Origin of the sequence: Saccharothrix sp. NRRL B-16348, from assembly GCF_001280085.1 — a bacterium.
Taxonomy (GTDB): Bacteria; Actinomycetota; Actinomycetes; order Mycobacteriales; family Pseudonocardiaceae; genus Actinosynnema.
On the sequence record NZ_LGED01000206.1, the window covers coordinates 42680 to 60221 of the forward strand.

The 17542-nt window shown below is 73.6% G+C and carries 16 protein-coding genes; 6 read left to right on the forward strand and 10 right to left on the reverse strand.

Going from position 1 to position 17542, the window contains the following annotated elements:
• The first annotated feature begins 10 nt into the window (after positions 1–10).
• Positions 11–721, forward strand: coding sequence for a VOC family protein (locus ADK67_RS24225; RefSeq protein ID WP_053718785.1), 711 nt, complete (start codon positions 11–13; stop codon positions 719–721).
• 10 nt (positions 722–731) lie between these two features.
• On the opposite strand, the gene ADK67_RS24230 is transcribed toward ADK67_RS24225, so the two are convergent.
• From ADK67_RS24230 to ADK67_RS24245, 4 genes are all read right to left on the reverse strand, one after another.
• On the reverse strand, positions 732–1625 hold the full coding sequence (locus tag ADK67_RS24230) for an RNA polymerase sigma-70 factor (protein ID WP_053718786.1): 894 nt from the start codon (positions 1623–1625) through the stop codon (positions 732–734).
• Between the two features lie 118 nt (positions 1626–1743).
• Positions 1744–2187, reverse strand: a complete 444-nt coding sequence (locus tag ADK67_RS24235; protein ID WP_053718787.1) for a hypothetical protein — start codon at positions 2185–2187, stop codon at positions 1744–1746.
• Between the two features lie 17 nt (positions 2188–2204).
• Positions 2205–2834, reverse strand: a complete 630-nt coding sequence (locus tag ADK67_RS24240; protein WP_053718788.1) for a TetR/AcrR family transcriptional regulator — start codon at positions 2832–2834, stop codon at positions 2205–2207.
• A 79-nt stretch (positions 2835–2913) separates the two neighbouring features.
• A complete protein-coding gene (locus tag ADK67_RS24245) occupies positions 2914–3384 on the reverse strand; it encodes a hypothetical protein (RefSeq protein WP_157620796.1) in 471 nt (156 codons plus the stop codon).
• Positions 3385–3560: 176 nt separating this feature from the next.
• On the opposite strand from ADK67_RS24245, the gene ADK67_RS24250 reads away from it, so the two are divergent.
• The gene (locus tag ADK67_RS24250) at positions 3561–4229 is read left to right on the forward strand and encodes a GntR family transcriptional regulator (RefSeq protein ID WP_053718790.1); all 669 of its coding nucleotides are present in this window, start codon (positions 3561–3563) and stop codon (positions 4227–4229) included.
• A 1-nt stretch (position 4230) separates the two neighbouring features.
• Complete coding sequence (locus ADK67_RS24255; RefSeq protein WP_053718791.1) at positions 4231–5226, forward strand: 1-aminocyclopropane-1-carboxylate deaminase; 996 nt, start codon at positions 4231–4233, stop codon at positions 5224–5226.
• A gap of 46 nt (positions 5227–5272) precedes the next feature.
• On the opposite strand, the gene ADK67_RS24260 is transcribed toward ADK67_RS24255, so the two are convergent.
• From ADK67_RS24260 to ADK67_RS24270, 3 genes are read right to left on the reverse strand one after another with little or no spacing between them, the layout of a single operon-like run.
• On the reverse strand, positions 5273–6493 hold the full coding sequence (locus tag ADK67_RS24260; protein ID WP_053718792.1) for a hypothetical protein: 1221 nt from the start codon (positions 6491–6493) through the stop codon (positions 5273–5275).
• Positions 6493–6762, reverse strand: coding sequence for a hypothetical protein (locus ADK67_RS24265; protein ID WP_053718793.1), 270 nt, complete (start codon positions 6760–6762; stop codon positions 6493–6495). The genes ADK67_RS24260 and ADK67_RS24265 overlap by 1 nt, the downstream gene beginning before the upstream one ends.
• Positions 6759–7088, reverse strand: coding sequence for an SAV_915 family protein (locus ADK67_RS24270; RefSeq protein WP_053718794.1), 330 nt, complete (start codon positions 7086–7088; stop codon positions 6759–6761). The genes ADK67_RS24265 and ADK67_RS24270 overlap by 4 nt, the downstream gene beginning before the upstream one ends.
• Before the next feature lie 150 nt (positions 7089–7238).
• Between ADK67_RS24270 and ADK67_RS24275 the strand changes: the two genes are divergently transcribed.
• The gene (locus ADK67_RS24275) at positions 7239–8525 is read left to right on the forward strand and encodes a hypothetical protein (protein ID WP_053718795.1); all 1287 of its coding nucleotides are present in this window, start codon (positions 7239–7241) and stop codon (positions 8523–8525) included.
• 7 nt (positions 8526–8532) lie between these two features.
• Here ADK67_RS24275 and ADK67_RS24280 read toward each other — a convergent pair whose 3' ends face one another.
• Positions 8533–13077 carry an ATP-dependent helicase gene (locus ADK67_RS24280; protein WP_197289595.1) on the reverse strand — a complete coding sequence of 1515 codons (4545 nt, stop codon included), beginning with the start codon at positions 13075–13077 and terminating at the stop codon, positions 8533–8535.
• A gap of 243 nt (positions 13078–13320) precedes the next feature.
• Here ADK67_RS24280 and ADK67_RS24285 point away from each other — a divergent pair, with 243 nt between their 5' ends.
• Both ADK67_RS24285 and ADK67_RS24290 read left to right on the forward strand, forming a co-directional pair.
• The gene (locus ADK67_RS24285; RefSeq protein ID WP_053718797.1) at positions 13321–15276 is read left to right on the forward strand and encodes an Hsp70 family protein; all 1956 of its coding nucleotides are present in this window, start codon (positions 13321–13323) and stop codon (positions 15274–15276) included.
• Positions 15277–15327: 51 nt separating this feature from the next.
• On the forward strand, positions 15328–16545 hold the full coding sequence (locus ADK67_RS24290) for an MFS transporter (protein WP_231648341.1): 1218 nt from the start codon (positions 15328–15330) through the stop codon (positions 16543–16545).
• On the opposite strand, the gene ADK67_RS54740 is transcribed toward ADK67_RS24290, so the two are convergent.
• Together ADK67_RS54740 and ADK67_RS24295 are read right to left on the reverse strand one after the other, a co-directional pair.
• The gene (locus ADK67_RS54740; protein ID WP_269436025.1) at positions 16546–16671 is read right to left on the reverse strand and encodes a hypothetical protein; all 126 of its coding nucleotides are present in this window, start codon (positions 16669–16671) and stop codon (positions 16546–16548) included.
• A gap of 9 nt (positions 16672–16680) precedes the next feature.
• A complete protein-coding gene (locus ADK67_RS24295) occupies positions 16681–17520 on the reverse strand; it encodes a LysR family transcriptional regulator (RefSeq protein WP_053718799.1) in 840 nt (279 codons plus the stop codon).
• Positions 17521–17542: the final 22 nt, after the last annotated feature.

Consider the following 17542-nt stretch of genomic DNA (forward strand, 5'->3'; position numbering starts at 1 on the left):
CCTTCGGACCATGTCAACGAGGTGGTGCGACGTGGTGGTCGATTCGGCCGATCCCGCCGCGCTCGGCCGGTTCTGGTCGGCGCTGCTGGACCAACCGATCACCGGCGAGAGCGACGACGAGACCGACGTGGCGTTGAGCGACGGGCAGGAGCTGGTGTTCGGGCTCGTGCCGGACGTGAAGGTGGTCAAGAACCGCGTGCACCTGGACCTGAGGTCGACGTCGCCGGAGGACCAGGCGGCGGTCGTGGCGCGGGCGGTGGAGCTGGGCGCGAAGCCGATCGACATCGGGCAGGGCGACGTGCCGTGGGCCGTGCTGGCCGATCCGGAGGGCAACGAGTTCTGCGTGCTGGAGCGGCGTGACGAGTACTCGCACACCGGTCGGGTGGCGGCGGTCGTGGTGGACGCGTTCGACCCGCCGGCGCAGGCCGCGTTCTGGGCCGGGCTGACCGGCCTGCCCGTGACGCTCGCGCAGCGCGACTTCGCGTCGTTGCCGCAGACCGCCGGGCCGTCCCTGGAGTTCGTGCGGGTGGCCGAGCCGAAGGCGGTCAAGAACCGGCTGCACCTCGACCTCGCGCCGCCCGCCGACGGCGACCTGCCGACCGAGGTGGCCCGGCTGGAGGCGTGGGGCGCGGTGCGGGTGGACGTGGGGCAGCTCGACGTGCCGTGGGTGGTGCTGGCCGACCCGGAGGGCAACGAGTTCTGCGTGTTGACGCCGCGCTGAGCCCGTTCGCTCATCGCAGGGTGAGCGCGGTCTCGGAGTCGACGCGGGTCAGCTTCTCCGGGTTGCGGACGTAGTAGAGGCCGGTGATGCGGGCGTGCTCGACCCGGATCGCCATGACGCCGTCGAGCACGCCGTCCAGCCGCACGACGAGGGCCGGGTTGCCGTTGAGCACGACGGGCTCGCCGGTGAACGTGCTCTCGATCCGGCCCAGGCCGCTGAGGACCATGCGGACCACCTTGTCCGCGCCGGTCACCGGCCGCGGCACGGCCCGCTTGACACCGCCGCCGTCGCTCACCAGCACGACGTCGGGCGCGAGCACGTCGAGGAGTCCCTGCACGTCCCCGGTCTCGAGCGCGCGCCGCAACGACTCCAGCGCCGCCCGCGCCTCGCCCGGTGAGACCGCCGTCCGAGATCGGCGGGCGTCCACGTGCCGGCGGGCGCGGTGCGCGATCTGGCGGACGGCCGCGGGCGTCTTGTCGACGGCGGCGGCGATCTCGTCGTAGCCGACGTCGAAGGCCTCGCGCAGCACGAAGACGGCGCGTTCCGTGGGCGACAGCGTCTCCAGGACGAGCATCAACGCCATCGACACGCTCTCGGCCAGCTCGAAGTCCTGGGCCACGTCCGGCGCGGTGAGCAGCGGCTCGGGCAGCCAGGAGCCGACGTACGCCTCCTTGCGCCGCCGCATCGTGCGCAACCGGTTGAGCGCCTGCCTGGTCGTGATCCGGACCAGGTAGGCGCGCTGGTCGCGCACCTGCGCCAGGTCCACCTCGACCCACCGCAGCCAGACCTCCTGCAGGACGTCCTCGGCGTCGGCGGCCGAGCCGAGCATCTCGTACGCGACGGTGAAGAGCAGGTTGCGGTGGGCGACGAAAGCGCTGGTCGCCGGGTCGGTGAGGTCGTCCATCTCACGCCGTCAGGGTCACGGTCAGGTCGGTGCTCTGCGCCATGGTGTCTCCTTCGTTCCGGGGGGATCGGTCACAGGACACCGGCTCGCCGAAGGCTGTGACAGGACATGGCGCGGATCACTCCGGGCGAACCCGTCGTGGGTGGGTGAACCAACCGGCGTAGGTCAGGACCAAGCCGACGACCGCCAGCACGCCGAAGAAGACCCGGGCCACGACCATCGCGGTCGGCGAGAGCAGGGTGGCCTCGACGCCCGACCGGATCGCCGTGGGGTTGGCGATCAGCAGGAACCCGCGCAGTGCGACGAACCAGCCGAACAGCGACACGGTGATGGCGAGCGGGCCGCGCCAACTGCGGTGCCCGCCGACGATGACCAGTCCGCCGCCGAGCATCAGGGCGCCGAGCATCCACACCTGGACGGGTTGGGTGAACAACTCGTCGATGAGGCCCCGCAGGTCGGGCAGGCGGATCGCGTAGACGGTCGTGAAGGAGGCGATGTAAGGGCCGATGACGCGGGCGAACGCGCGGGTGCGCAGCTGCGCGTCGATGCTTGCGGTGGACATCCGTGCTGCTCCTCTTGTCATCTCCCGGGTTGTCGGCCCTGCCGGTCGGCTTCACGTGGTCGACCTCCGGGTCGGTAGCCGGCCTGGTGGAGCACGGCGCGCAGGAACCGTTCGACGTCGTCGGCCGCGCCGGTGTCCGGGCGGGTGGCCAGGTGCTGCCAGACCACGCCGGTGAGCACGTCCAGCAGGACGTCCAGGTCGGTGTCGGCGGGCAGCTGCCCGAGGTCGCGGGCCTGCGCGAGCACGTCCCGGCGGGCTTGGTCGCGGTGCCGGCCGAACAACTCCTGGTACGTGCGGGCGAGTTCGGGGAAGTCCTCGATCGCGCCGTAGAGGCGTCGCAGCAGGCGTCGCTGGTGCGGGTCGGCGAGGACGGCCGTCCAGCCGGCCACCAGCTGGTCGACGTTCCCGATCTCCGGGTTCCGCGGCGGGTTGCCGTAGGCGGCCTCCACCGTGGCGATCAGCAGCCGGGTCTTGTCCGGGAAGCGCCGGTACACGGTGGCCCGCGTGACCCCGGCCCGCCGGGCGACCTGCTCGATGCTGGTCGCCTCCGCGCCGCGTTCGATCAGCAGTTCCAGCGAGGCGCCGAGGATGGCGGCGTCGGCTTCCCCGCTGCGCGGCCGGCCGGGTGCGCGATCGTCGTTCGCCATGCCGATTACAATACAGAGCTGCTCCGTATTGTAAATCTCGCCGTGCGGTGCGCCTGCCTGACCGCCTGGTCGACGCGGCTCAGTCCAGCCCGGCGCGCCTCCGGTGGTCCGCGTAGTCGTCGGCGACCGCCCGGTGCGCCCGTTCGACGATGTCCCGCACCTCGGCCGGCTCGACCTGCGCAACCCGCAACCCGCCTTCGCGGTGCCGGGCGGTCAGCCACATGCGGTCACCGAACCGGAACAGGAACGAGTGGAACGGGAACGTGATCTCGCCCCACTCCAGGAACGACAGCCGCTCGTCCCACGAAGCCAAGATCGGGTCGTGCTCGCTCTCGGCGACCAGGCGCTGGTGCAGCACCCGCGGGTCGGTGCCGAGCACCGCCGCGTGCGGCGCCAGATCGGGCCAGTCGTCCAGCGCGCGCAGCGTCAACCCCACCCGGAGCAGGAAGTTCGGCACGTACACCTCGTCGTCCAGGAACGTGAGGTCCTCGCCGTCGACGTAGATCTTGACGGAACGCAGCTGCGGTTGCCCTGCCTCGGTGGGGCCCACCAAGACTCCGAACCGCGCCCGATCACCGATCACCGAACCCCTCCAGGTAGGCCGAAACGCGCACCGTACCGACGCGAAGGGCCCTTCCACCGCACATTTCCGCAGCGCGAGCCCGCCTGGGGCAAGTCCGCGCCGGTGCTGGTGATCTCGGCGGCGACCGTCTACCGTGCTCCGGTATGCAATATATTAGTCGGGCGCTGTACCGCGACCAGGCGTTGATCGCGATCCGCGAGGCGATCCTGGGCGGCGACCTGGCGCCCGGCGTGCCGATCAAGGACGTGGAGCTGGCCGAGCGGCTGGGGCTGTCCCGGACGCCGGTGCGCGAGGCGTTGGCGCGGCTGACCGACGAGGGGTTGGTCGAGAGCAAGCCGCACAGCTACACGCGGGTCACGCCGCTGGACACGGCCGCGGTGCGTGACGCGCACGTCGTCGTCCAGACCATGCACGCGCTCGCCGCCCGGCTGGCCGCGTCACGCCTGGTCGAGGCGGACCTGGACGCGATGCGTGCCGCGAACACGGCGTTCGCCCGCGCCCTGGCCTCCGGTGACGTGCCGGGTGCGCTCGCCGCCGACGACGAGTTCCACGCGGTGGCGGTGCGGCGTGGGGGCAACTTCGCCGTCACGGCCACCATCGAGCGCTACACGCCCCTCGTGCGCAGGCTGGAACGGCTGCGGTTCGCCGCTCCGACCGGCCGCCACTCGGTGGCGATGCACGACGAGATCATCACCGCCTTCGCCGCGTCCGACGCCGACCTCGCGGCACGGCTGGTCGAGCGGAACTGGGCGACGTTGGCCGACCTGCTCTCGACCGACCTGCTCTCGACTGACACGGCTGAGGAGAACTGACATGGCGCTGGGCGATTTCGCGCGTTTCCCGCTGACCTTCGGCCCGTCCCCGGTGCACGAGCTGGAACGGCTGACCAGGCACCTCGGCGGCGCGCGGGTGTGGGCCAAGCGGGAGGACTGCAACTCCGGGTTGGCCTACGGCGGCAACAAGACCCGCAAGCTGGAGTACCTGGTGGCGGAGGCGTTGGCGACGGGCTGCGACACGTTGGTGTCCATCGGCGGCGTGCAGTCCAACCACACGCGCCAGGTGGCCGGTGCGGCGGCGCGGGCCGGGCTGAAGTGCGTGCTGGTGCAGGAGAGCTGGGTCGACTGGCCGGACGCCGGGTACGACCGGGTGGGCAACATCCTGCTCAGCCGGCTGATGGGCGCCGAGGTGCGGTTGGTCGAGGCCGGCTTCGGCATCGGCGTGAAACCCGCGTGGGAGCAGGCGGTCGAGGACGTGCGCGCGGCCGGCGGCAAGCCGTACGCCATCCCGGCGGGCGCGTCGGACCACCCGCTCGGTGGGCTCGGGTTCGCCGGGTGGGCGGCCGAGGTCGAGCGGCAGGAGGCCGAGCTGGGCGTCCGGTTCGACACGGTGGTCGTGTGCTCGGTGACCGGCAGCACGCAGGCGGGCATGGTCGCCGGGTTCGCGGGCGGCGACCGGAGGGTGATCGGCATCGACGCCTCCGCCAAGCCGCGCGACACCCGCGAGCAGATCACGCGCATCGCCGAGAACACGGCGGGCCTGCTGGGCGTCGAGGTGGCCGACGCCGACGTCATCCTCGACGAACGGTTCCACGAAGGCGTCTACGGCGTGCCGGGCGAGTCCACTGTGGAGGCCATGAAGCTCGGCGCCCGGCTGGAGGGCATGATCACCGACCCGGTGTACGAGGGCAAGTCGTTGGCGGGCCTGGTGGAACTCGTCTCCACCGGCGAGATCCCGCGCGACTCCACCGTCCTGTACGCCCACCTGGGCGGCCAACCGGCCCTCAACGCCTACAGCTCCCTGTTCCGCTGACCGGTGTCCGGGCCGCGCGCCGACGCGGGCGGCCCGGACCGCGCGGTCAGAGGAAGCCGCCGGTGAACGTCTTCTTGATGCCGCCACCCACGGTCTTCCCGATGTCCTTGGCCTTGTCCGCCACGGCCCCGCCGACGTCCTTGACCCCTTCGACGGCCTCGTCGCCGTGCCTGTCCACCACCCACGCGGTCAACCCGCCCACGATGACGCCCGCGGCCACCGGTGCCAGGACCGGCGCGCCCACCAGCACCGCAGGCCCCACCAACGCCGTCGTGACCGCCGATGCCGTCGCGGTGGACGCCACCAGGCCCGCCGTGCCCGCCGTGACGGCGACGATCGAGTTCTCGACGGTCGGCTCCTTGATGATCTCGATGCCGACGCCGACCGTCGTCAGCCCGAGCCCCGTCCACGGCACGCTCTTGACCACGGTCCCGAACCGCCCGGTGAGGCTCTGCCCCCACCGGGTGGTGTTCCCGACGTTCGTGGTCAGGATGAACCGGCCGTTCTGGGCGGTGGTGGCGGTCGAACCGCCGAAGAGCCGCGCGAGCTCCGCGCTCCGGCGATCCGCCTCCCGCTGGTTCAGGGCGATGGCGCGCAGCAGGTCCCAGCGCTGGGGCCCGACGAGCGGCCGGCCCGCGGCCGCCTCCGTCTGCCCGGCGATGACCGTGGCGGTCGTGGCCGCCGACGTGTAGCGGTCCGCGGCCTCGGACAGCTGCACCAGCCGTCCCGCGAAGTGCGCGCCGGCCGCGCCCGACGCGCCGTCCAGCGCCACGAACGTCGCCGGGTGGGTGGCCACGTCGCCCAGCGCGCCGAAGAAGTCCGCCAACCTGGACAGGGAGTCCCGTTCCAGCGCGTCGGCTTCGGCGACGGTGCGCAGGCACTCCTCGAACGCCTTCAGCTTCGCGCCGTCGGCCAGACCGGACGGCTCGCAGATCAGCGTGCCGAACACGGTCAACCCGGCACCCATGGCCACGGCCACCGCCTGCGCCATCCGCGCCTTCACGGTCTCCAGGTCCGCCGCGTGCGCGTCGAGCGCGGCGGCGGTGCCGGTGTTCGTGGCGGCGATCCCGTCGACCTCGCCGAGGGTGGCGCCGACCGTGGCGCGGAACGAGTCCGCCGCGGGGCCCGTCCACCCCGATTCCGACGTGGTCGACGCGCCGCGCGCGATCGTCCCGGCCTCCTCGGCGGCCCGCGCCAGTTCGCGGAGCCACCCGGCGGTCGCCCGCAAGCTCGCCGGATCGCCTTGGACCGCGGTCTCCAACGGCATCAGGACACCTCCTTGATCGTCGCGTCGTCGTCCACGTCCCGGTAGTCGCGCAGCGTCACGTCCACGGTGTCGGCGGCGGCCAGGTAGCCCGTCACGACCACCGCGGCCTGGCCGCACAGGGCACCCAACCCCGCGTTGACGATGGCCGTGCACACGCCGGCCCGCGGCGGCGGCGGTGCCGCGGACACGCCGCCGACCGCGTCCGCCGCGGTGCGCAACCTGCCCGCCACCGTCGCGAGGGTGTCGAGGCTGGTGGTGAACCCGCTCACCGGAAGGCCTCCTCGGGCAGCGCCACGTCCCACAGCACCACGTCCGCGCCGCACGCGCGGGCACACTCGGCCACTCCCTCGGTGCGGACCGAGACCCACCGCTGGCGCGGCCCGCAGCACCGCACCAGGTCGTCCAGCGTCGAGTACGCGGGCAGCGCCAGCCCGCCCTCGGCCGTTCTCCGCAACTCGAACGCGACGTCTTCCGCCACCACCGTCGCGGGCACGTAGGCCAACTCCGGCGTCGCGTCCTCCTCCCAGCCGGCGTACCGGCCGCCGATCACGTCCGGTGCGACGAATCCGTCCTCACCGGTGCGGAATCCCCTCATTCCCGACCCCTCTCGCCGATCGTCCCGAGTTCGTGGTCGCATTCTGTGTTCGCCCGGAACCGGTCCGCTGTCGCCGCCGTCGAAACCGCTGGTAGGGGCGGGCATGCGGACGGTCAACGGGTTGTCCGCGGACAAAGGGGGACGTGCGGCGTGGACACGACCAAGGGCCCCGGACGGCCGCAGGGAGACCTGAAGGGCGCGACGGCGGCGGCGAACGAGCTGGCGGTGTTCGTGCGGCAGCTGACCAAGGACCAGACCGTGCGGCAGCTGGCCGTGCGGTACATGGGCGGGCGGACGGCGTGGAGCCTGTACCGGTCGGGCGCCCAGGTCATCCCGCTGCACCTGCTGGAGCAGGTGGTCAAGGACCGGGTGCCGGACCAGGCGGGGCGGGAGCTGCTGCTGACCCGCGCGCGGAGCCTGCACCGGCGGGCGGCGGCCGAGCGGGTCGAGGAGCGGGCCGAGCCGGTCGCGTTGCCGCCGTTGTCCCCGCAACCGCCGCCCGGTCGGCTGGGAGGACGCTTCCGGCCGTGGCTGACGCACACCGTCGCCGTGGTGTCCGCGGTCGCGGTGACCCTGTCGGTGACGCTGGTCGCGACGGGACCGGAGAGCGGATCGGCGGGCCGGTCGTCCGCGTCCGATGCGCCGCGGGTGGCGGCGATGCTGGCGTTGATCACCCCCTCGGGCGACGCGGTCCGCTCGTGGAACCCGATTTCCGGCTGGGTCGACATCGGCGGGCCGGCGGCGGAGGTGCACGGCGGCGCGGCGGGCCTGTTCGGGGTCGCGCCGGGCGTCGGCCACATCGCGCAGTACCACTCGCCGGGGAACTGGACGTACATCGGGGAACGCGGCGCCGAGCTGGCCGTGGGCCGCGACCACCTGTACCGGCTGGCCCCGGACCGGGCGGCGGTGTGGGCGTGGGTGGAGCACACCAACTCGTGGCTGCTCATCGGCGCCGCGGCCAGACATCTGTACGCGGGCCGGGTCGGGATGTTCGCGTCCGGCCCGAACGGCCACGACCTGTTCCGCTACGAGGGCTCGCCGGGCAACTGGACGTGGATCACCGACACCCTGGACCCGGAGGACACCGTCCTGGTCGGCGAGGAATCCCTGTACCGGCTCCCGGCGGACGGGTCGGCGGTGTGGGAGTGGGACTTCCCGCGCGCCACGTGGACCAGGATCGGCGGTGCGGCCCGGTCGATCCACGTGGGCGGCGCCGGCCTGTTCATGGTCGACCGGACCGGTGGCCTGCACTCCTACCAGGGCGAACCCGACGCGTGGACGCGGATCGGCGAGGGCGGCGCGGACATCGCCGTCGGCCCGGACCGGGTGTACCGGGTGATGCCGGAAGGAGCGGTGGCGCAGTGGCTGCCCGACACGTCCACGTGGGAGGAGCTGGACGGTCTGGCGGGCGCGATCACCGCGACCGACGACCGCTGACCTCCCGTCACGCCCGCAGCCGCAACCCCTTCGGCGTGGCGCGGAAGCCCGCGTCCTGGAGGATGCCCGCCAGGCGGGAGCCCAGCGCCACTTCGCCGTCCGCGCGCTGCACGGCCAGTTGACCGAGCCAGCCGTCGCGCACGGCTCGGCTCAGGGCTTGGGCCGCCGCACGCAACGGGTCCTCGTCCTCGGTGAACGACAGCAGCGAACGGCCGCCCCGCTCCACGTAGAGCGTGGCCAGCCCGTCCACCAGCACGACCAGCGCCCCGGACTTGCGGCCCGGCCGGTGCTTGCCCTCGCCCGACGACTCCGGCCACGCCAGCGCCGCGCCGTACGGCTGCGCCGGGTCGGCCGCTGCCAGCACGACGGCGTCCGGCGTGCCCGCGTGCTCCTGGCCGGGCGGTCTCGACGACGCTCGCAGCCGGTCCACCGCGCCGCGGGCGGCGAACTGCGCCGCGCCGAGCCCCTCGACCACGTACCCGCGCACGACCTGCCCGGACTCCTCCATCGCGCGCAGCACCCGGTACACGCCGCTGAACCCGCCGGTCACCCGCTCGGTGTCCAGCGCGCCCCGCGTCAGCACACCGTGCCGCTCCAGGAACGCCTCGGCCCGCGCGTGCGCCCGCCGTGTCGCGTCCGTCGCCGGCACCACGGCCAACGACCACCGGCCCGCGACCGTCGGCGGCCCGGTGCGGCTGGGCATGTCCGGTCTCCCGGCCCGCATCCGCGCGTACCGGCCACGTGGCGCGGCCCGCCGGGGCTTGTGCGCCGTGCCGCCGCCCGCGACCAGCGCACGCAGCGGCGCCAGCGTGTCGTTCGTGACCACTCCCGCCCACACCAGGTCCCACAGCGCGCCGACGACCTCGCCGTCCGTCGTCGGACCCTGCAACGACACCCGGTCGACCACCTGCCGGAAGAACAACGCCCCGCCGCCCAACGCCTCCACCACGGCGGTGTGCAGCGACGAGTCCGGCATCGCCTCCGGCACCAGGTCCGGCAGCAGCAGGTCGGCGACGTCGGTCGGGGCGAGGGCGATCCAGCCGTCGCCGCCGGCCAGCGAGCCGCACCCGGTCCACGTCACCTCGCCGGACGCGGTCAGCTCGTCCAGCAGCGCCGGGCTGTAGCCGGGCAGCCGCGCGGGCAGCACCAGCGACTCCACCGCGCTCGCGGGCAGCGGCGCGCCCGCCAGCTGCTCGACCACCGAGTACACGTCGTCCACGGTCGGCGCGGACCGCAGCCGCCGACCCACCCCGTGCCAGCCCGGCAGGAACCGGCCCAGCGCGGCGGGCTCCACCGGCTCGACCTCGGCGCGCAACCGGGCCAGCGACGCCCGCCGCAGCCGCCGCAGCACCTCGGCGTCGCAGTACTCGGTGTGGGTTCCCCCTGGTCTGAGCTCGCCGCGCACCAGCCGCCCGGTGGCCGCCATCCGCTCCAGCACCCCCGTCACCACGGCCACGCCCAGCCCGAACCGCTCCGCCGCCTCCGCCGCCGGGAACGGCCCGTGCGTGCGCGCGTAACGCGACAGCAGGTCGCCCAACGGGTCGGCCACCGGCTCGGTGAACACCTCCGGCACGCCCACCGGCAACGCCACGCCCAACGCGTCACGCACCCGCCCGGCGTCCTCGATGCCGATCACCCGGTCCTCGCCCGCGATGCGCACCCGGATCGCCCGCCGCTGCGCCACCAGGTCCGCCAGCCACTCCGGCCGCACGCCCCGGGCCAGCGCCTCGGCCTCGGACAGGTCGCCGAGGAACCGCAGCAGGTCGGACGCGCCCTCCGCGTCCCGCGCGTGCCGGTCCGGCGCGAGGCGTTGCAGGTTGCGCTCGACCTCCTCGACCACCTCCGGGTCGAGCAACTCCCGGATCGCCTCCGAGCCGAGCAGTTCCGCCAGCAGCGCCGAGTCCAGCGACAACGCCGCCGCCCGCCGTTCGGCCAGCGGCGCGTCCGCCTCGTACAGGAACATCCCGACGTACCCGAACAGCAGGCTGCGCGCGAACGGCGACGGCGACGGCGTCTCCACCTCCACCACGCGCACCCGCCGTGCCCGGATGTCGGTCATCAGCTCACGCAGGCCGGGCACGTCGTACACGTCCTGCAAGACCTCCCGCATCGCCTCCAGCACCACCGGGAAGCTCTCGTACTTCGCCGCCACCGACAGCAGTTGCGCCGCCCGCTGCCGCTGCTGCCACAACGGCGAGCGCTTGCGCGGGTCGCGCCGGGGCAGCAGCAGCGACCGCGCCGCGCACTCCCGGAACCGGGCCGCGAACAACGCCGAGCCGCCCACCTCGGCCACCACGACCTGCTCCACCTCCTCCGGGTCGAGCAGCACGTCGTCCGCGCCCGCCACGACCTGCGCGCCGTCCAGGTCGACCGCGTCGGGCAGCCGGATCACGATCCCGTCGTCGGAGTGCGCCGCCTGCACCTCGATCCCGCGCCGCTCCCGCAGCCGAGCCGCGATCGCCAACGCCCACGGCGCGTTGACCTGCGCGCCGAACGGCGAGTGCACCACCAGCCGCCAGTCGCCCAGCTCGTCGCGGAACCGCTCGACCAGCACGACCCGGTCGTTGGGCACGTGCCTGGTCGCCTCGCGCTGCTCGCCGAGGTAGGCCAGCAGGTTCGACGTCGCCCACGCGTCCAGCCCGGCCGACGCCGTCCGCTCCGCCGCCTTCGCGTCGTCCATGGTGGACACCTCGCGCACGAACTTCCCCAGCGCACGCCCCAGCTCCAGCGGACGGCCCTGCGCGTCGCCCTTCCAGAACGGCATCCGCGCGGGCTGACCCGGCGCGGGCACCACGATCACCCGGTCGTGGGTGATGTCCTCGACCCGCCACGACGACGTGCCCAGCAGGAACGTGTCGCCGACCCGCGACTCGTAGACCATCTCCTCGTCCAGCTCGCCGACCCGCGAGCCGGGACCGCGCTCGGACGGCGGCGTCATCACCGCGAACAGGCCGCGGTCGGGGATCGTGCCGCCCGAGGTCACCGCCAGCCGCTGCGCACCCGGCCTGCCGCGCAGCTCGCCCGTGATCCGGTCCCACGTGATGCGGGGCCGCAGCTCGCCGAACTCCTCGCTCGGGTACCGGCCCGCGAGCATGTCGAGCACGGCCTGCAGCGCCGATTCCGGCAGCGCGGCGAACGGCGCGGCCCGCCGCACCAGCCCGGACAGCGCCTCGACCGTCCACGTCTCCATCGCCACCATGGCCACCACGTGCTGCGCCAGCACGTCCAGCGGGTTGCGCGGGTACCGCACGGCCTCGATCGCGCCGTCCCGCATCCGCTCCGCCACCACCGCGCACGACACCAGGTCGCCCCGGAACTTCGGGAACATCACCCCGCGCGACACCGCGCCCACCTGGTGCCCGGCCCGGCCGACGCGCTGCAACCCGGACGCCACCGTCGGCGGCGCCTCCACCTGCACCACCAGGTCGACCGCGCCCATGTCGATGCCCAGCTCCAGCGACGACGTCGCCACCACGCACGGCAGCCGCCCCGACTTCAGCTCCTCCTCGACCACCACCCGCTGCTCGCGCGACATGGAGCCGTGGTGCGCGCGGGCGATCGCGGTCGTGCGCTGGGTCGTGATGCCGGACTGGCCGGGCGCCTCGGCGGGGAACCGCTCCAGCTCCACGGCCTCCTCGGCCAGCTCGTTGAGCCGCGCGGTGAGCCGTTCGGCCAGCCTCCGGGAGTTGGCGAACACGATGGTCGAGCGGTGCTGCCGGACCAGCTCCAGCACCCGCTGCTCCACCGAGGGCCAGATGGACGCCCGCTGCTCCGCGCCTGCCGCCGAACCCGACACCTCGCCGGTCGGCTCGCCGAGCACCGACATGTCCTCGACGGGCACCTCGACCCGGACCTCGATCGTCTTGGGCGTCTTCGGCTGCACGACCCGCACCGGCCGCCCGCCCGCGAGGAACGCGCTCACCTCCTCGACCGGCCGGACCGTCGCGGACAGCCCGATCCGCTGCGCGGGCCGCTCCAGCAGCGCGTCCAGCCGTTCGAGGGACAGGGCCAGGTGCGCGCCGCGCTTGGTGCCCGCCACCGCGTGCACCTCGTCGACGATCACCGTCTCGACACCGCGCAACGAGTCCCGCGCGGCCGACGTGAGCACCAGGAACAACGACTCCGGCGTCGTGACCAGCACGTCCGGCGGTGTCCGGGCGAACGCGCGCCGGGCGTCCGCCGGTGTGTCGCCGGTGCGCATGCCCACCGTGACGTCCGGTTCGGGCAGCGACAGCCGGTGCGAGGCCTGCCGGATGCCCGCCAACGGCGCCCTGAGGTTGCGCTCCACGTCCACCGCCAGCGCCTTCAGCGGCGAGACGTACAGCACCCGGCACCGCCGCTTCGGCTCGGCGGGCTTCGGCGTGGACGCCAGCCGGTCGAGCGCCCAGAGGAACGCGGCCAACGTCTTGCCGGACCCGGTCGGCGCGATGACCAGCGCGTTCTCACCCGCGGCCGCCGCCTCCCACGCGCCCGCCTGCGCCGGCGTGGGCGCGGCGAAGGCCCCGGCGAACCACTGCCGGGTGGCGGGGGAGAAGCGGCCGAGCACGTCCATGCCGTCCATAGTGACCCACCCCACCGACAGTGTTGGATTGCCGCTGCGTTGGATTGCCGCTGCTCCGCAGACGGCGGGCGAGGTCGCCTGGAAGTCGGCCGCTCGCGCCTGATTTTCCGACGATCGAAAAGCGTGATCGCCGGAAAATGAGTCACGAACGACCGACGCGACCTCGGCGACCTCGCGGGGTGGGTCGGCTGTGGCACGATCACCCACGGCTTGAACCTGAGGGGTGTATCCATCGTGCGCGTCCTGTCCGTCGACCTGGGCACTTCCAACACCGTCGCGGTGCTCGCCGCGCACGGCCGGCCGCCCAGGGTCGTGGAGGTGGACGGCTCGGCCACCATGCCGTCGGCCGTCTACTGCGAGGAGGACGGCACGCTGGTCGTCGGCCGTGACGCCGAACGCCGCGCCCGCCTCGACCCGGCCCGCTTCGAGCCCAACCCCAAGCGCCGGGTGGACGACGGCGTGCTGCTCCTGGGCGACAACGTGGTCCCGGTCACCGACGCGCTGGCCGCCGTGCTGCGCCGCGTGCTCGACGAGACCACCCGCCAGCTGGGCGGCGAGGCGGTGGACGAGGTCCGCCTCACCCACCCCGCGCAGTGGGGGCCGACGCGCCGCAACGTGCTGCTGTCCGCGGCCCGCCTCGCGGGCGTGACAGGCGAGATCGTGCTGGTGCCCGAGCCGGTCGCCGCCGCCTCCCACTACGCCTCGCTGTCCGTCGGCCAGGCGCTCGCGGTGTACGACCTCGGCGCGGGCACGTTCGACGTGGCCATCGTCGGCGCCACCCAGAGCGGCTTCACCGTGCTCGCCGAGGACGGCTTGCAGGACCTGGGCGGCCTGGACGTCGACCAGGCGCTGCTGGAGCACGTGGGCAGGCAGGTCTCGCACCGCGACCCGGCGGCCTGGCAGCGGCTGCTGCGCCCGGAGTCCACCGCGGACCGCCGGGCCCGCCGCACGCTGCAGGAGGACGTGCGCGCGGCCAAGGAGTCGCTGTCGCGGCACGCGCACACCGAGGTGCCGATGCCGGAGCCGTTCGAGGACGTGCTGGTCAACCGGTCCGACCTGGAAGCGCTGGTCCGGCCGAGCATGATGCGCAGCGTCGAGCTGCTGGAGTCGACGATCCGCTCCACCGGCATGGCGCCCAACCAGCTCGCGGGCATCTACCTGGTCGGCGGCGCCAGCCGCATCCCGCTGGTGGCGACCATGATCGGCGAGCAGGTGCGGATCGTGCCGACGAGCCTGGACCAGCCCGAGACCTCGGTCGCCCTCGGCGCGCACCACGTGCCCAAGAACGGCGTCACGCCGCGGTCCCAGGAGCCGGCCAGGCCGACGGAGCCCGACACGGTCGTCACCAAGCCGGTGACCCCGCCGTCCGGCACGTACCAGCCCAACCCGGCGGTCAGCGGCGCGCACCCGGTGAACCCCAACGCCAGCGGGGCGTACCAGGTCAACCCCAGTGCCAGCGGCGCGTACCAGGTGAATCCCAGCGCCAGTGGCGCGTACCAGGTCAACCCGAGCGCGAGCGGCGCCTACCAGGTCAACCCGAACTCCAGCGGCGCGTACCAGGTCTACCCGCAGACCGGGCCTCAGCAGTTCAACTTCCCGACCGTCGGCAACCGCGCGCAGGCCAAGCCGGAGCGGAAGAAGCCCAACCGGACCGTGCTGATCTCGGCGGCGGCCGTGGTGCTCGTGCTGGCCGTGGTGGGCGGGCTGTTCGCGTTCAACGGGCCGGGCGTGCCGAGCGCGCAGGACTGCAAGAACGACACCCAGCAGGACGACAAGGGCTTCACCGAGTGCCTGCGCCGGCTCGCGGGCACGATCCCGGACACCAGCACGTGCAAGGCGGGTGGCACGCCCGGCGTGGGCGGCGTCAACGGCATCAAGGGCACCGTGGTGAGCTGCGCGGTGAAGGACGACTACTCGGTCCAGTACGTGCTCACCGAGACGGTCGTCGGCGCGCAGCACGGCGCGGACGCCGTCGTGCGGTCGCTCAAGACCGACCTGGTCGAGGCGCAGTGGGCGGGCAACGGCCTCACCGGCAAGTACCGGGCCGCCGCGGACGGCGGGCTGGGGCTGCTCGTGTTCACCGCGAACGACCTGCCGCTGCTCGGCATCGTGACGAAGAGCGGCGGCGAGGAGTTGACCGCCGACCAGGTCGCGGACTTCTTCGAGGCTGCGGTACAACCCGGCACCTGAGACCCGGACGGTGGCTGTTCGGGTCTGATTCCACCTGGCACAGTCAAGATCGTGACCGTGGTCGACGTCGTGCAGCGCAGGGTCCTGCGAGTGCTCGCGGTGACCCAGATCCTCGGTGCGGCGGGCGTCACCATCGGCTTGGCGGTGAGCACGCTCATCGCGGCCGTGCTCGCCGACTCCGACGCGGTCGGCGGGATGGCGCAGACCGCCGCGGTGCTCGGCGCGGCCGCGTTCGCGCTGCCCGCGGCCCGGTTGGCGGCCCGCAGCGGACGGCGTCCGGCGCTGGTCCTCGGCTACGGCGCGGGCGCGTTGGGCGCGGCGGTGGCGGCGTGCGCGGTCGTGCTCGGCTCGTGGCAGGTGCTGCTGGTCGCGCTCGTGCTGTTCGGCGCGGCGTCCAGCGCGAACCTCGCCGCCCGGTACGCGGGCGCGGACCTGGCCCACCCGCACCGCAGAGCGCGCTCGGTGGCGTTGGTGGTGTGGGCGGCGACGATCGGCGCGGTGGCCGGGCCGAACCTGGCCGACCCGGCGGGGCAGGTGGCCGTGCGGCTGGGGTTGCCGATCGGCGCCGGGCCGTACCTGCTGTCGGCCGTGCTGTTCGGCCTGGCCGCGCTCGTGGTGCTGCGGTTCCTGCGGCCCGATCCGCTGACGCTGGCGAAGTCGGCCCTCGAACCCGCGGTCGGCGCCAAGCGGTCGGTGGCGGTGTGGCGGTCCCTGCCCGCCGCCGGGAAGCTCGCCGTGGGCGGCGTGACGCTGTGCCACACCGCGATGGTGGGCCTGATGTCGATGACACCGGTGCACATGGAGCACGCGGGCTCGTCGCTGCGCGTCGTCGGCGTGGTGATCAGCCTGCACGTCGCCGCGATGTACGCGGCCAGCCCGCTGTTCGGGTGGATGGCCGACCGGCTCGGCCGGGTGCCCGTGCTGGCGATCGGCGCGGCGCTCGTGGTCGCCGCGGCGGGCATCGCGGGCATGGCCCCGTCGCACGACGCGCCGCAGCTGGCCGCCGGGCTGGCGCTGCTGGCGTTCGGCTGGTCGGCGGGCATGGTGGCGGGATCGGCGCTGCTCACCGAGTCGGTGGGCGTGGTGGACCGGCCGGCCGCGCAGGGCCTGTCCGACCTGTGCATGAACGTCGGCGGCGCGCTCGGCGGCGTCACGGCGGGCGTCGTGGTGACCGCGTGGTCCTACGCCGCGCTTGGCTTGGTCGTCGGGTTCACCGCGCTGCCGCTGTTGATGGCGTGCCTGTTCGCGTCGATGCAGCGGGTGCGGTGATCAGCGCTTGCGGTTGTACCAGAGCGCGCGCACGCCGACCACGATCGCGGCGACGAGCCCGGCGATCACCGCGATCGTGGCGATCGGCGACGACAGGCCCGTGGGGTCTTCCTGCAACAGGAGCACACGTCGAGGTTAGCGCGCCGCCGCCGCGAACTCGCGCACGCGGACCGTTTCGCCCGCCGTGCGCCAGACCATGCCCCAGGCCAGCCGCGGCGCGTCCACCAGCGGCAGGAACGCGATCTTGGGGCGGGCGAAGTAGCCGGCCGCGTGCGCGCCCAGCGGGCAGACGCCCTCGCCGTTGGCGATCGCGGTGAGCAGTTCCTGGAACGTCGTGACGTCCCGTCCCCGCTTGATCGGCGCCCCCTTGGGTGTCGTGTCGCGCCAGTAGGCGGCGCGGAACACCGTGTCGCGGGCCAGGTCCTCCAGGGTCACGGAGTCCTGCCGCGTGAACGGGTGCGTGTCGGACACGGCCAGCACCAAGGGCTCTTCGTGGACGACCGGCCCGGACGTCAGGTCCGGTTCGCGGACCGGAAACAACGTCACCAGCACGTCCACCTCGTCGGCCCTGAGCAGCGAGAACGGGTTGCTGAACGGCGCCTCCCGCACGCGCACCTCGCTGTCCGGGTGCCGGGCGCGGAACGTGTCGAGGACGTCGGTGACGAGGTCGGCGACGGCGGGCGCCTCGAACCCGACGCGCAGCAGGGATGTGCCGCGTGCGGCCTCCACAGCGCGCGCTACGCCGTCCACGATCTGCCGGTAGGCCGGTGCCAGGTCGTCACGCAGGCGGCGGCCGATGGGCGTGAGCGCGACCCGGCGGCTGGTCCGCTCGAACAACGGCGCGCCGATGCGGCGTTCCAGCTGCTTGACGGACTGGCTGACGCGCGCCTGGGAGACGTGCAGCCGCTCGGCGGTGCGGCTGAAGTGCAGCTCCTCCGCCAGCGCCAGGAAAACCTCCAGGTCACGTCGTTCCATAACCGCCAGGTTATCGTTCCAT